General features: G+C 45.8%; 12 protein-coding genes. 8 read left to right on the top strand and 4 right to left on the bottom strand.

All coding sequences use genetic code 11. The features are described 5' to 3' along the window. Positions 1-174: 174 nt before the first annotated feature. The 7 genes from ATG98_RS20245 (at position 175) to ATG98_RS20215 (ending at position 7,800) form a co-directional block, all read left to right on the top strand. A complete protein-coding gene (locus ATG98_RS20245; protein WP_098424210.1) occupies positions 175-1,107 on the top strand; it encodes a glycosyltransferase family 2 protein in 933 nt (310 codons plus the stop codon). Then, complete coding sequence (locus tag ATG98_RS20240) at positions 1,097-2,215, top strand: glycosyltransferase family 4 protein (protein WP_143751513.1); 1,119 nt, start codon at positions 1,097-1,099, stop codon at positions 2,213-2,215. Before ATG98_RS20245 ends, ATG98_RS20240 begins: the two co-directional genes overlap by 11 nt. Positions 2,216-2,474: 259 nt before the next feature. Continuing rightward, the gene (locus ATG98_RS20235) at positions 2,475-3,299 is read left to right on the top strand and encodes a glycosyltransferase (protein WP_098424208.1); all 825 of its coding nucleotides are present in this window, start codon (positions 2,475-2,477) and stop codon (positions 3,297-3,299) included. A gap of 121 nt (positions 3,300-3,420) precedes the next feature. Then, on the top strand, positions 3,421-4,296 hold the full coding sequence (locus ATG98_RS20230; protein ID WP_098424207.1) for a polysaccharide pyruvyl transferase family protein: 876 nt from the start codon (positions 3,421-3,423) through the stop codon (positions 4,294-4,296). 151 nt (positions 4,297-4,447) lie between these two features. Beyond that, positions 4,448-5,269, top strand: a complete 822-nt coding sequence (locus ATG98_RS20225; protein ID WP_098424206.1) for a hypothetical protein — start codon at positions 4,448-4,450, stop codon at positions 5,267-5,269. Between the two features lie 337 nt (positions 5,270-5,606). After that, a complete protein-coding gene (locus ATG98_RS20220) occupies positions 5,607-6,788 on the top strand; it encodes an ATP-grasp fold amidoligase family protein (RefSeq protein WP_098424205.1) in 1,182 nt (393 codons plus the stop codon). Positions 6,789-6,990: 202 nt separating this feature from the next. Continuing rightward, positions 6,991-7,800 (top strand): glycosyltransferase family 2 protein, encoded by an 810-nt coding sequence (locus tag ATG98_RS20215; RefSeq protein WP_098424204.1) that lies wholly within the window; start codon positions 6,991-6,993, stop codon positions 7,798-7,800. Positions 7,801-8,085: 285 nt separating this feature from the next. On the opposite strand, the gene ATG98_RS20210 is transcribed toward ATG98_RS20215, so the two are convergent. From ATG98_RS20210 to ATG98_RS20195, 4 genes are all read right to left on the bottom strand, one after another. After that, entirely contained in the window at positions 8,086-8,961 is an 876-nt protein-coding gene (locus ATG98_RS20210) for an ATP-grasp fold amidoligase family protein (protein ID WP_098424203.1), read from the bottom strand. A gap of 93 nt (positions 8,962-9,054) precedes the next feature. After that, positions 9,055-10,854, bottom strand: a complete 1,800-nt coding sequence (locus tag ATG98_RS20205) for an ATP-binding cassette domain-containing protein (protein ID WP_098424202.1) — start codon at positions 10,852-10,854, stop codon at positions 9,055-9,057. A gap of 65 nt (positions 10,855-10,919) precedes the next feature. Further along, entirely contained in the window at positions 10,920-12,086 is a 1,167-nt protein-coding gene (locus tag ATG98_RS20200) for a glycosyltransferase family 4 protein (protein ID WP_179888232.1), read from the bottom strand. 1 nt (position 12,087) lies between these two features. Continuing rightward, a complete protein-coding gene (locus ATG98_RS20195; protein ID WP_228706227.1) occupies positions 12,088-13,191 on the bottom strand; it encodes a polysaccharide deacetylase family protein in 1,104 nt (367 codons plus the stop codon). 111 nt (positions 13,192-13,302) lie between these two features. Between ATG98_RS20195 and ATG98_RS20190 the strand changes: the two genes are divergently transcribed. Further along, entirely contained in the window at positions 13,303-14,463 is a 1,161-nt protein-coding gene (locus ATG98_RS20190) for a glycosyltransferase (RefSeq protein ID WP_228706226.1), read from the top strand. Positions 14,464-14,469: the final 6 nt, after the last annotated feature.

Genomic DNA, 14,469 nt, shown 5'->3' with positions numbered 1-14,469 from the left:
CCGCCGCAGGTCGGTATCTAGCGTTTTATCGGGTGCGACCTTCTCCCCTCTGTCATCATTTAGCTCCGCCAGAAATTGGTATAAAATAGATAGGCTTAGAGAAAAAAAGGGCTGATCCTCCTCGCGGAGGACGTGTTCAAGCCAGAGGAGTGAATCAATTTACATGGAATTAATATGGCTTTCTTTTCAGTTATAATACCCTCTTATAATCGGTCTGGGATGGCTGCTGACGCTGTAAATTCCGTTCTTAGCCAAACTTTCCGAGACTTTGAAATTATTGTTGTCGACGATGGTTCGACTGATGACACTGAGGAAGCTTTACGTTGTTTTAGCGATCGAATCACTTACCACAAGCAGAAAAATTCGGGTGTAGCGTCTGCCCGCAACAAAGGCATCTCGCTGTCGAGCGGCAGTTACATTTGTTATCTGGACAGCGATGATCTATGGCACCCGGAGAAACTGGCTGTCTATAAAAAAGCCATAGATACTACGCCGAACATCGCTTTTCTGTTCTCGGATTTCCACAAGCATGATATAAAGCTTCCAGAGCCTTACACCCTCTCAAACTCCGATATGTTTCCCTACATCTACGACTTGTCGAAGAATCAGGAGGGTAAACTGTTTACTGTTGAAGGTGAGAATCTACTAAGGCTTCTGTTCAAAGGCTATCCTCTATACCCGTCAACTTTCGCCGTGCGGCGAGATGTCCATGACCACTTTAGATGGGACCCCGGTATATTGAAGTCGGAAGATTTTAATTTTACACTTAAGGTTTCACGAAAATACGGCTTTGCTTATCTCAGCCAAAGTTTGACGACGGTGCGTGTTCACGATTCAAATAAATCTGCTGACTTTCTGACAAAAAATAACGTTAACCTGTTTAGTATGAAGTTATATAGAGACCTGTATGTGAAAGAAGATATCCGTCCTCTGTGTAACTTTTATATTTCACAGAAACAATTTGGCATGGGAAAAAGTTACTTAAGGCACGGCCTCTTGAAGTTGGGTGTGGCACACATCTTCCAGTCTCTACTTTATAAAGAAAACTGGAAGCGGCTGGTTAAGCGTGTTTTTACAAAACCTTCGGGGGAAAAACGTGCAGCGTAAATCAGGTGTATTGGCTGCAGGCAATTTCGATTCAAATACCGGTTACGCTTGGAAGTTAATGGAGCGGCTTTGGTGTGAGCTGTCGGTCTTTTATGAAGCGAAGAATTATCAGACCTACGTTGTATTCCCAACGGTTTCTGAAGTCCCTGAATGTTTGATTGATCATAACTGCATCGTTGAACAGGCGGATTTTACGTCCAGGTCTCTCCGCTCGGTAATGCACCAGGCGAGCTACATCAAAAAAAACTCGATTAAGGCAGTCTACCTGACAGATCAGGAAACAAAATCGTTCCGGTTTTTCATCTTCAGACTGTGTGGTGTTCGGGAAATCATTGTCCACGACCACACACCCGGTGTGCGGACGCACCCGGGTTTTCTCAAGAAGCTCATTAAGGTAATTCTTAACAGGTTACCCTTGTTCTCATGCACTGCATGTTTTGCGGTTAGCCCCTACGTTAAGCAACGCCTGATTAACATCAATGGTGTGCCGCCCTCCAAGGTTCATTGCGTGACCAACGGAATTGAAGCAACGAATGTGAAGCCGGGTTTGCGGGAAGAGGGTGAAACTGTAAGGATTGTGACGGTAGGCAGAGCCTCTTACTACAAAGGGATTGATTTTGCACTCCGGGTTATCCGTTCTTTGGTTTATGAGCATGAGTGTCGTAATATTCGGTATGAACTGTTCGGAGATGGGCCGGATCTTGAGACTTTTAAAAAGTTAGCGGCGGAACTTGAGATTGAGCCTTACGTAGTGTTTCACGGCGCGGTGAGTAATGTGGCCGCAAAGCTGGAGACATGCGACATTGCATTTCACCCCTCAAAGGGAGAAGCGATGTCGTTGGCGATATTGGAGTATATGCGAGCGGGCCTGCCCGTGGTTGCGCCTAACAATCCTTCGGTGAGTTCCACCCTGGAACATGACCAGGACTCAATCATTTATCAGGAAGGAGACGTGGAAAACGCCGTTAATGCTCTGCTTGGGCTGATAACATCTTCGGAGTACCGAAACCGGCTCGGAAAATGTGGTCAGAGTAGGATAGTGAATGAGTTTTCAACGGAGGCCATGTTGCTTCGGTTTCGGCGGGCGCTATCCACCGTGATCGGCTAACAAACGCCGATGAATAATTAGGCAATTTGGTGTATGTAAAGCACCGCTGAAAACGTGGCCTGCTGTTAGTCGGGCACGTTAAAACGAAAGAGATCACAATGCTCGCAGGCACCAACGAGGCACTCATAAGGTCTTTATTTTGCTATCTGGCCCTTGACTACGGATATGAGACCCGTTTGACTTCATGAATTTAGTCGATACGCAAAGGTATCTGAAATATTATGACTTAGGTCATACCAAATTTAAGGAGTTTTGAGCCGTGGGAGAAGTGAAAAAAAATACGAAAGCCTTGGTGACGCTGGCAGTGGGCGATCTTTATACTAAAATGGGATTGATCACTCATCCTTTAATGCGTTCATACGCTGACCGATGCGGCGTAGACTTTATCGTGATTGCCGAGCGAAAAGTTAACGAAAAATATGGTCTGGATGAACGCTACGAAAAATTTCAGTTATATGACCTGATTGATGATTATGATCAGATTGCTTTTATTGATACGGATATATTGATATCACCGAAAGCGCCTTCTTTGTTTGATCTTGTTCCCCCGGACAGGTTTGCTGCAGCGTCGGAGGCCGGCTTTTCGAAAGCCAGCCGTGATGTCGAGCTCACTCAAAGAATATTAGGTGAAGTGCAATGGCGTAATACCTATTTCAATTCAGGTGTGATGGTTCTCGGTAAGAAGCATAAGCAGGTTTTTGACCCTGCGAGATCTGAATTGAAATTCTGGTCCACTGGTGATTTCAGGAAAAAAGAAGTCAACTTGCTAAACGATCAGCCCTACTTGAATCATCGATTAAACGATTTAGGCATCGAGTTATTAGATGTCGGGTATAAATATAATCACACTCGAGTAATAACTGACACTCATACGAGATTCAGGAGCTATATGATTCACTACGCTGGGCCGAGTGGTCATCGGTACGGTTCACGTCTTGAACAGCTTCAGAAAGACTTTGATGTTTTGACCAGTCCGAAAGCGCTTGAGTTATCAGTTTCATATCCTTCGTATCGATGGGCGGTGGACAGATTAGACGCGGCCTTCTTACGTTACCTATTTCAAGAGAAGTTTTCTAATAAGTAAGATGTACAATAAAAGATTTTTCTCCTTGATATAGAGCGGTGACGCTAAAAGTGAGGGGTAATCTTGTATTTCTAGATAGAAGCAATGATTTCGTTTTCAGCACAGCGAAGGAGTGACTTAAGTGGCGCTTTTTTATTATAGTAAATTCAAAGAACGGACTGGCGTTGAAAACTTTGGTGATGATATCAATCCAGCTCTGTTGGGGCGGTTCATTAAAAAGAGTATTTTATCTTCGGATAAAATCTGTCTATTTGGTATAGGGACAATACTTCACGACAAAAATTTGAATGATAATCAGCATTTCCATCGTAAGGTTATATTCAGTTCGGGAGTCGGCTATGGAAATCTGACGAAAAAACTGGATGAATCTTGGGACATAGCTTGCGTCAGAGGGCCGAAATCTGCGGAAGCGCTTGGCGTTGGGTTAGAAAAGTCCGTGTGTGACGGAGCCATTTTATTATCAGATGTATATAAAAAGCCCACCGTGCGGCGATCCAGAGGGCTATTCGTGCCTCATGTCAGTTCTCATATTTCGGCAGGTTTTTTACTAAAAGATATCGTGGAAAGTCTTGGGCTCGATTATCTTCCTCCCATTTGTAGTTCAGATGAGTTTATAGAAAAAGTGGCCGGCGCTCCGTTTTTAGTAACAGAGGCGATGCACGGAGCAATTCTTGCCGACTCCATGCGTGTCCCATGGATACCTATTGGATTTCATGAATTCCTAGAATTCAAGTGGAATGATTGGATGGAGTCTGTAGGGTTAAATGAAGGTAGAGTTCACCCGATATCACCAAAATGTTGGGATGAGAATCCGAAAACCCAGCCAGTATCGGCTACAAAGCGACTCTATAGAGAAGGCAAAGCCTATTTTCTTAAGCAAAAGCTAAGAAGCATTATCGCCACTCAAGAACCGCTTCTTAGCGCACCGGGCATTATAGATGAAAAGAAGCACGTACTTCTAAATGTGGTAAATGAGATCAATAACCGTTATTCGTAGAGGATTTTTCCTTTGAGAAACCCTGATTAATTACGCCTGCAGCGCACTGTGGTTGTAGCAAAATGGCCTGAGTGATGAGTTTTGGCGCCGCTTGCCAGCAAACGATCTACGATGGTATTTTCATGATAGGTTACAAATTGGAGTATGTTTCGTGAAATCGTTATTGACGTTTGTCTTGCCCCTAGTTTCTCCACTCGCAGCTAAAAATTGGAATGAAGTACTCGACAGGCTTAACGAGACAGCCAGGTCCATCGACAACATCCACCGGAATCACAAAAATGTCGTGGCGATTCTCGTAGTGAATAAGGAAGCCTGCCTTCGTCCGTTGCCTGCGTGTTTTGAAATACTTCGAGTAGACCTTCCTCCGCCTCAAATGTCTGTTTACCGCGGAGATTGTAATGAAGAGGAGAGGGCAGAGGCTGTTAAGTGGGACAAAGGTTATAAAATTGCCCATGGCATGATTCATGCCAAGCAACAGGGTAGCCAGTTCCTCATGGGTGTTGATGCAGATGACCTGCTATCGAATGAAATACCCAATATCATTCAACGAGATTGTTCCGCGAACGGCTGGTACATCAACATGGGCTGGCTGCTGCCTCATGGGTCGAGGTGGGGACTGGCGCTGCCAGATTTTCAAAACTGGTGCGGAACTCATGCGATTGTGAGGGCTGACTTGTTGCCGTTGGAAGAGAGCGTTGAGGTGATGGACCCGGCCATTATTAAAGGGATATATGGTCATCATCGAGAATTAATCCCTTATATGGCAAAAGCAGGAACAAAACTCAAGCCGATTAACTTCAGAGCGGCTGTTTACGTGGTAAACCATTCTGAAGGTAACTATATGAGGCGAGGTTTGATGCAAAGTGTTCTGGCGCCTAAAAAACTGTTTAGCAATCCGAAGAATTTTCTGATGTGGCTTTCTCGTTTACGTTACTTCGGACAAAAAATTGAAAAAACTTTTATTTGTGATTAAAGACTAAAATGTGTTGATTAGTCCGGCATTTTGAAAGAAGAACATTTTTATCATCCTAATTTTGTTTTGTTATAACGCATAATTTCTAGCATAAATCTCACTGATTTCCTAAACGCTGGAAGAACAGACTTGATCGGGTAAGTGATTTAAAATTGGCCTTGACACTTGCTAAAGGTAGTCAGATGGCAGGCGGAGAATTATTTCAAGCCCGCTATGGGAGTAAACTCTCTCTTTCAGCGCAATAGTTCTGCTCTAGGCCCTCAGGGCGATTCCTATATAAAACAGGTGTTTAATTTAATGGAACGAGTGTTGATGTTGTGGATTGCTGGAGTAACGCGTGCTTAAGCATCAAGAAACTCGTCTGGTACAGCGCCAAAGTTTTGTCCGGCGAATGGTAAAAAAAGTTGCCTTGAATTTGATATCAATTTTGGGTCGTGGCATGACAGGGCGAAATCCGTGGATTTCAAAGCTGAATTCGATTGATAGTGCAGCTGCTAAAGTCAGATATGTCCAGAAGGTATGTCAGGAGCAATCCGAGCGTAACAGTGATTTTAGTGCGTTTCTGAATACTGCTGGTATCGCTAGCCACAAGTGGTTAGGCGATGGCCCGGATAAAGATTTCGTCGCTACCTGTATTGCTAATCTTTCGATTGAACAGATAAATGAGCAGTCGGTCAGGCGGGCCGAACGATTAAGTATTCCCTTGCGTGCCTCGTTTCGCGTTAGCTTAACGTTGCGTTCAAAAAAGAAAGAGCTTTTCATGCTCAACGAGTGGCGGTTAAGTGACAAACGGGTTGGTCCGCGATACGCAAGCAAGCTGGGTGTGCGGTCCCCGGCTTTGCTACAGAATGGTGTCCCGCTTAATGAAATTGATCTTCAAAATTCCATCGTTATAAAGCCTGCTTCTGGTTCTGCTTCGACGGGTGTCTACATTGTTAATTGTGATGGAGAAATCATCTGTATAAAGGAAGCTAATCTGCTTTCGAGCAAGGAGGAGCTAAAAGAACATGCTCGCGGCCTAATGAAAGAAGGATTGGTGCGTCATGACCATTGGCTGGTTGAAGAGCTGGTTATAGGAGCCGATGGGCAAAGTGCGGCGGCAGACATTAAATGCTACACTTTCTACGGTCGAACTGAACTTGTCCTCTATATTCAGAGGTATCCGCGTTTACAGTCCACTTGGCTTGACCGCGAAGGTAATCAGCTAGACAGCACAGGTGTTGCGTTGGCTCCGCGTATTGCGGAAGCAGTAAGTCTTGCTGATCGAATTGGTGGATCGATACCCGCACCTTTCATTCGAATCGATTTTCTTGAAGGTAAAGATGACATCGTATTCGGTGAGTTTACGCCAAGGCCTGGAACTTACTGCGACCGAGATGCTGAAACTGATTATCGACTAGGTGTAGCTTTTTTATGCGCAGAGGAACGATTGTTGGAAGACCTTCTTTGTGGTAAAAAATTTCCGGAATATTCAGCGGAGTTTGAAATTGGGAAAAGGGCTAGCCAACTGAATACATAAGTTTGGTACCGTTAGTATTCTTGAAATTTTTATTTTTGTAGCTTAAAGGAAACGTAAAAATTGCTGGCTAATCTGCCTGAATTCGAAAAGAAGTTTTGGCACTCAGGCAGATGTGTTTGGTGGTGTAGATCCACCGAACCTAATGTATCAATATTTTTTCCGCTTTTCGGTCATGCATTTTTTTAAAATTAAGGCCTAAATTATGACTTGTCTAACGTTTGTCATTCCGATACGACACCAAGAAAATTCAGAAAACTGGAATTTACTCATTGGAAATCTTAAACAGACTATTCGTTCGATATGCGCACAAAAAAATCCGGATTGGAAAGCCGTTATCGTAGCAAATTACGGAGCTAGACTGCCAGAATTACCCAAAAATTTCGATGTTTGTTTTGTCGATTTTCCTCCTAATGAACTTTATATTAGAGGGTCTTCGGATTTGGAAGTTTTTCGTGAAGCAGTCCGGCTTGACAAAGGAAGGCGACTCCTAGAGGGCATAAAATACGCAGGCAATACAAAGTATCTCATGTTTGTTGACGATGACGATTTTCTTCATTGCAATTTGACTCAGTATGTTTCTGAAAATATGGGGCAAAATGGATGGTATATTAAAGACGGGTTAATTTGGCAAGACGGTAGCAGTTTACTGATGAACTACACAAACTTTTATTTATTTTGTGGCACTTCTCATATAGTTCGCTCTGATTTGTTGGCGCTAGAAAGTTTCGATCAAGATGTGGGCTTTAAATATTTAAAGCGTATGCTAGGGAGCCATATATATATAAAAAATGAGCTAGATAAGAATAAAACACCTCTCAAGTGTTTACCCTTTAAAGGAGCGATTTATCGCGTTGGGCACGCGGATGCACATAGTAAAAGTAGGGGAATTATTGACACCTTTTTCTTGAAAAGAGCGATAGTAAAATCCCCGAAAACTCTTGTAAAACGTATTATTAACCTCAGATGGATGAATTCAAAAATTAGACGCACGTACTTTGGAATACCTGATTGACATTTAGTTTTATTTTTAGATGCAACATTGAAGTGTCTTTGGAGCGTTTGATTTTTAAAGAGTAAAAATGATTAGTCATGGAATATTTTAAATGTGATTGGGCGAGTCTAAGAGGTAAATTTAGGGATTTCCCCTCTGTGTCAGCGTAGTCGATCCGGTGACCTGCCTCCTAATCGTCGAGCGCTAAACCCCAAGCATGCTCCTCAAGATCCAGCGACGACTAAGTTTCAGGCTAAAGGCTCTAAATATACTGCTATTTTTTGACCATGAATCACCTCGGTGAGATCAGTTATGATCAAATAGAAGCTTCGTTATTATTGGTGCATTTTCTTTCGGCTCGAATGTATCCCGCGCATCTCCAGGGCAATTCGTGAGCTCGCCAACCAAGATATCATTGCCGTTAGAATATAGGTCGACTCTCATGAAAGAGAAGTCACGGCTAAGTTCGCCAGCAAGCCGAAGCATTTCTTCGAGATTTTGAGGCTTAGGAAGATCTTTCCCTGGAGGACATGCTAGTTCTACCGGTAAGAAGGTCCAGTCCGTCGTGTAAAGGTTGCGCCGGTGGCTTGTCTGGCGTTCGGTATCGACTACGATAAGTCGAGGCTGACCCCGGATACAGAAAATTTTATAATCGTCGCAGTTATCTGCACCAAAAATGAATGGTTCAACGATTATCTTCGGCTTTAGGCTCTTATAATTTGCCTCACGCGTCCAGTTATAATAGTTTGAGTTAAACCAGCTGGCTACTTTTGTAAAATCAACGGAGCTTCCAGCTCGACGAAAAATTACCTCTCCCGACATGTGTGTTGGCTTGATAACACAGTCTTTAGGGTAGCTGTATGAGAGGGCCTCTTCATAGCTCGAGAGTACAGCGTCTGTCGGAACGTTATATGAGTCGCCGATGGTTGCCTTAACGAAAAGCTTCAGATGCTGTTTATCGCTAACAAAAACTCTGAGGGGGTTAAGTATTTCTTTAGACGTTTTTATAGAAAACAAGAAATCATTGAGATCCCCGCCTGCCTTTCTATTAGGAAATCGACCCTGGTACTGAACAAAGGTGAAGAGCGAGCTCATGTAGTCGCCCCAACGATTTTTTGGAAGAAAGCGCTTGGCAAAAACTATAGTCGAATCAAATTTCCCATTAGCTATCGTTTTTTTCATTTTATTTCCGGTTGCTTTGGTTGTAAGTCGACAACAACTTGGCCAAGCCAGTCTGGCGCCGCTCTTCGGAATAATTGCCCCCCCCCCAATCTATTATTCTGTTGAGTGCGCCATCATCTCCCTGAAATTATCATTCCTTGTCACAAGTTCTTTATAAGACCCAATATCTTCTAAGTCACCGGCCGCCATCAAGATGATTTTATCGGACATTTTAATGGAGGCAGGCCTGTGGGAAATGACCAATATAATCAGGTCTTTTTTCAGGGAATTCAACGTTGTCATCAGTTTGTATTCAGACTCCATGTCAAGGGCGCTGGTAGGTTCGTCCAGAACCAGTAGATCAGTCTGCTTGTAAAGAGCTCTGGCGATACCAATTCGCTGGCGCTGACCGCCACTCAGGAGCTTTCCGTCCTGTCCGAGGTTTGAATATATCCCTTTTGAAAGATTGTTCACAAATTCATCGGCGTTGGCCAATGTGAGGGCGTGTTGGACTCGGTTCATGTCAATTTCAGCGTCTGGCACGCCGAAGGCAACGTTGTTTACCACGTTGTCATCCAGGATGAATATGGTTTGGGCAACATATCCAACCTTCTTCCGGAAAGAAGCCAGGTTTTCGCTGGTGAGAACCTCATCGTTGACAATGAGCCTACCGGAATGGAGTTTAAGTAACCCCAGTATCACATCTGCCAGCGTGGATTTTCCCGAACCTGAATGGCCAACCAGCGAATAGATTTCACCCTTGTTCAAGGTCAACGAGACGTTATGAACTGCAGGCGCGCTATCTACGTTATAGAAAAAGTCAGCCTCAGAAAGCGTAACCTGATCGATTCTCATTGATTTCGTTTGTTCAAAATCTACAGAGGGGTCTGTTGATGCCGATTTCAATCTATTTTTGATTATATTGGCAACAGAACCATGGCCGCTAAGGCTGGAAAGAGATTTGTAGATCTGTTGCATCGTGGGCAGGAGTTTATAACCTGCAAGTGCGTAGATGCTTAGCAGGGGAACAACCGAACGGATATCATCCTGTGTAGTAAGTAGCACCAAAGCAAGGATCAGGATCGCCCCAAAAGAAATAGATTCAATGACAAATTTGGGCAGATCACCAGCCAACGCAATGAAGGCCTGTGATTTCAACCCCCTGACATTTATTGTATTAAATCGATCAATATACCGGTTCTCGAGAGAGTCCAGCTTTACGTCTTTAATACCGATAAAAGATTCCGATAGAATTCCTTGCACCCGATTGTTTTTCTCCGAAATCACCGCTCCGTGGTAGGCCAGTTTCTTGCGCAACACGACATAGGTCGTTAAATAGGAACCGCCAATAATTCCGCCGGCGATAAAAGCTAATAGCGGGTCCAGCACTAGTAACCCAATAAGAATAAGCATTACAATAAATAGTTGGCTTGTTAGAAGCAGGAAGGGCTGGAAAAGCATGTAAACAAAGCGAGGAACTTGTGTGGCCACTACGGCAATCTTTTTGGTGTAATTTTCGGTTTTATGAGACAGATAATCTTTGTAAAGAAAATTTCTGTAAATTTTTTGTTGAAGACTGCTGCCAAGCGATACCGAGAACCGGAAGGTTAGCCACATTGTCATACCCGCAACTGCGTTGGATAACAAAATTAAAATTAGCGAGCCTAGTGCCGCTGCAATAATAAATTGAAGGTTAGTTTCGAATCCGAATTTCTGATATGCCCATGAGAGCACCGTATTGGTGTGAATAACGTCGGGATTCGAGAGAATGGAAATAAAAGGCCCGATACTCGCTATACCGACGACCTGGAAGAAGGCAGAAAAGAAAAAAACGAGCTGCAACGCAAAATATTTGTTTCGGGTAGGTGCATCCAGAACAGAAAGAATAGCTTTTATAACATTGAATATATACATGAATAGGCTCTGGTAAATCCTGCTTGCGACATCCCGATCACGTTGAAGAGTGGGCTAGCCGGTGCTTATGTGTTTTGGGTTAGGCGTTGTGTGTTCTGCATGATTGCTCGGTAGAGTGCTTCGTATTTTTGTACATTCTCATATTTACTGAACTCTTTTTTGACATGATTCTGCCCATTAGCCACAAGCTGTCTGGTTATTTCCGGCTGCTTTATGAGTTGTGCGAGCTTTTCGGCGTAGCCCGCCGCACTGTGGTCATCCACCAAAAGTCCGCTGTTCCCATGGTCCAGCACTTCTGGTATACCCCCCGCGTTGTGGGCTACCACCGGGACCTTCCGCAGCAACGCTTCCAGCAGTGTCATGGGCAAGCCTTCGTGGTCGGAGGGCATTGCCAACGCGTCCATTGATGCCCATTCGGGCTCCATATCATGGACGAAACCCCGGAAGTGGATAAAGTTTGTCACGCCTTTGCTTTTTGCGTATTGCTTCATAGTCTCCAGAAGCGGCCCATTCCCGCAGATGCTGCCTTCGACTTCAAATTTATGGTCGTTTCTGAGGCTGGCAATAGTATCAATAAACAGATCGATGCGCTTGACCGGTACGCAGCGGCCGACCAGAGTAATCCTGTAAGGAGTATCTAATTGCCTTAGGTCGTCAGGTTGTTCCGGGGGAGCGATTAGAATTTCGTCGGTGTCTATGAAGTTCCGGATGACGACTGTTTTGTTGGGATAGCGTGGCTCCAGCACGGTTTTCAAGTGTTGAGACACCGCAACCACCGCATCCTGACAAAACCCTGTCATTACGCTATTCAGAAGGTGGGTCAGTTTTTTCCTGGGGGCGCGCCAGGTTGATTGAGACTCAGGGCTTCCATGTACCGTTAGAACGGAGCGTTTAACGCCGGTCAGGTAGCGGGAAGCCGTGCCCAACACATTCTCCTTGAAACCATGGGTATGGAGAATGTCGGTGGAGTTTTGCCTTAAGTGTTTGCAGATGGTTTTTATCTGGCCCAGAGGCGATAAAGCCGACTCATCCGCAAGGCTGACGTTTATACCCAAAGCCGCAAGTTTGTCGTAAAGAACACCCGGGTTGAAGACCACTACCGTTGGTTTGATAACACCGTTGGCCTGCAGCCCGGAAATAAGCTGAAATGCCTGTGCTTCGGCGCCGGCCCAAATGTCTCCGGATACTATATGAGTCACCACAAGCTTTTTATCTGAGTCACTCGTTGCCACTTTATGGCCTCCCAAGAGATGCGAGAAAACTCAGTGGCGTACTGCCATTGCCATCGTGAAAGTTAAACCGGCGCAGGGAAAACGGGTTTATTGGCGTTTTGTTCCAGCCCCGTTCGGTGGTACAGGCTGCGATAAAGTGACTTTGGACAAGCTGTTCACCTTTGCCGGTGATGTCGCCGTTCGGGTAACAGAAGATATTGACGGGCTTGAGGTCGAGTTCTTCCAGATCCGTTCGGCTGCCAGCAATTTCGTTTTCAAGGTCTGACGGGTTCCCAAGATGGTTTAACCGGTAATGGTGCCGGGTATGGGCCCCAAAAGTTATGAGTCCGCTTGCGAGCATGGCATCCAGCTCTTGTTTGTTAAGTAGCGGCCTGGCATTTAGGTCCGCCTGACTCAGCGCCGGTAATTCGTTGCGGGTTCGCTCCAGGTTCGTCTCAATGGTGTGGTCATCCAGTGCCTTGAGTCGGTTTATCACCGAGTCGGCTTGGAGAATGGTGTAAGGCGATGCAGACTGTTTACTCGTCGGCCTGTCGCCCAGGTAAGGGCGCAGCCACTGCAGTGCATCATGATCAAGATGGTGGGCATGGCTGATCAGTAAATCCAGCACCTGCTCCGGCCAGAACTGCCAGGGTGTATTGATGCGCTTAGACACCAAAAATATGGTGGCTGGAACTTTGTGTTTTTTGAGCACCGGGAAAGCATGTTCGTAATTGTCCTGCCAGCCATCATCAAAGGTGACGGCTACCGCTAACCGAGGTAGCGTTTTTTTCTGCCGCTGGGCATCGAGCCAGGCATCCAGTGACACGAACTCAGCACCGAGCTGTTTGAGCAGGCTAATGTGCATGTCCAGAGCTTCAGGTGTGGCTATCATGCCGGGTTGTTCTGTCTGCCTGAGGGGGGACTGGCCGGGCAGAATGCGATGGTAGGTCAGGATAACCAGCGAGGGCGAACTTTTGAGCTTTATCTTCATTAACGCGATGGCAGCGAACAGGCTATTGCGAGCCTGTTTTAAAACCTGTTTTACCATCTGCACGATCAACAATCCTCCCTGACGCAAAACACAGGCGGCCATTAACGCCGTTGCGCTGCCCGCGGATTGTGCCATTTAAGGCCAGTCTTGTCATTATACTTGGGGATATATCGAGCGTGTTCGAGGGGCTCATTTACCTTTGCTTGGTATGCTATTATAGCGCCTCAAATTTGATCAGATGCAGGGATGATTCGGATGTTGGAAGCGGTGTTCTGGGTTGCGGTGTTTGGGTCTTTGTACAGCTATTTTATATACCCTCTGGTGCTTATGGCGCTGCCAGCCAGAAGATCGCTGCCGGCACCTGTTGCTGGCGTTGGGACGATGGATACACAATCGGTCTCACCTTCCGTGTCTCTTATTATTACGGCACACAACGAAGCCGGGCGCATCCGTCAAAAACTGGAAAACACTCTTGAGCTGGTCTATTCCAATCTTGAAATCATCGTGGCTTCAGACTGCTCGGCTGATGCAACAGATGATATTGTACGGGAGTATCAGAGTAAGGGCATTTTGTTGTCCAGAACTGACGAAAGATTGGGGAAGGAGAACGCCCAGAAGGATGCCATCGCCATGGCAACCGGCGACATTATTGTGTTTTCGGATGTGGCGACCAGTATTCCGGCAGATGCGATTGTTGCGCTGGTCCGATATTTTGATAACCCCACCGTGGGCGCGATTTCAAGTGAGGATGTGTTTGTTAGCCGGAATGGCGGCGTAGTAGGCGAGGGCGCCTATGTGAAATATGAAATGTGGCTGCGTAAGCTGGAGTCGCTCCGAGGTGGCCTGGTTGGCCTCAGCGGGTCATTTTTTGCGGTGCGGCATGTGTTGTGTAAGCGCTGGGATATTCACGCACCCAGTGATTTCAATACCGCTCTGAATTGCGCCCTTGATGGCTACGTAGCGGTTTCAGCGCCTGACGTTCTGGGCCACTACCAGGATGTGGCAGACCCCGGCAAAGAGTACCAGCGCAAGCTGCGGACCGTTATTCGTGGTTGGACGGCATTGGCCAGGCACCCGGAAGTGCTCAACCCCGCCAAATTCGGTTTGTTTGCCTGGCAGGTATTCAGCCATAAATTGATGCGTTGGGCGGTGCCCTGGTTTTTGGTCGTCCTGTTTGTGGTTTCAATCATGCTGGCAGGTAGTGGCTGGATTTACGGCCTGGCGCTGGTGCTGCAGCTTGCTTTTTACGGTGTTGTTCTTGCAGCACACTTCTCGCCCGGCTTGCGTGCCAAAGGCTATATCCGGATTCCGTATTTCTTTGTGCAGGTGAATTACGCCATTGCCCATGCCACCTTAAAGTTTCTGGGGGGGCGCCGGATGACCGTTTGGACGCCCTCCCAGCGTTAAGGGCAT

It is taken from the genome of Marinobacter sp. LV10R520-4 (genome assembly GCF_002563815.1).
In the GTDB taxonomy this organism is placed as follows: domain Bacteria; phylum Pseudomonadota; class Gammaproteobacteria; order Pseudomonadales; family Oleiphilaceae; genus Marinobacter.
Note: the sequence above shows the minus strand (reverse complement) of the source record. Positions and strands in the feature narration are given on the sequence as shown.

Excerpts from the sequence above, each read along its gene's own strand:
- ATG98_RS20190 (WP_228706226.1), top strand. The coding sequence starts at position 13,303 with ATGATTCGGATGTTGGAAGCGGTGTTCTGGGTTGCGGTGTTTGGGTCT.
- ATG98_RS20195 (WP_228706227.1), bottom strand. The coding sequence starts at position 13,191 with ATGGCACAATCCGCGGGCAGCGCAACGGCGTTAATGGCCGCCTGTGTT.
- ATG98_RS20210 (WP_098424203.1), bottom strand. The coding sequence starts at position 8,961 with ATGAAAAAAACGATAGCTAATGGGAAATTTGATTCGACTATAGTTTTT.
- ATG98_RS20245 (WP_098424210.1), top strand. The coding sequence starts at position 175 with ATGGCTTTCTTTTCAGTTATAATACCCTCTTATAATCGGTCTGGGATG.
- ATG98_RS20215 (WP_098424204.1), top strand. The coding sequence starts at position 6,991 with ATGACTTGTCTAACGTTTGTCATTCCGATACGACACCAAGAAAATTCA.
- ATG98_RS20205 (WP_098424202.1), bottom strand. The coding sequence starts at position 10,854 with ATGTATATATTCAATGTTATAAAAGCTATTCTTTCTGTTCTGGATGCA.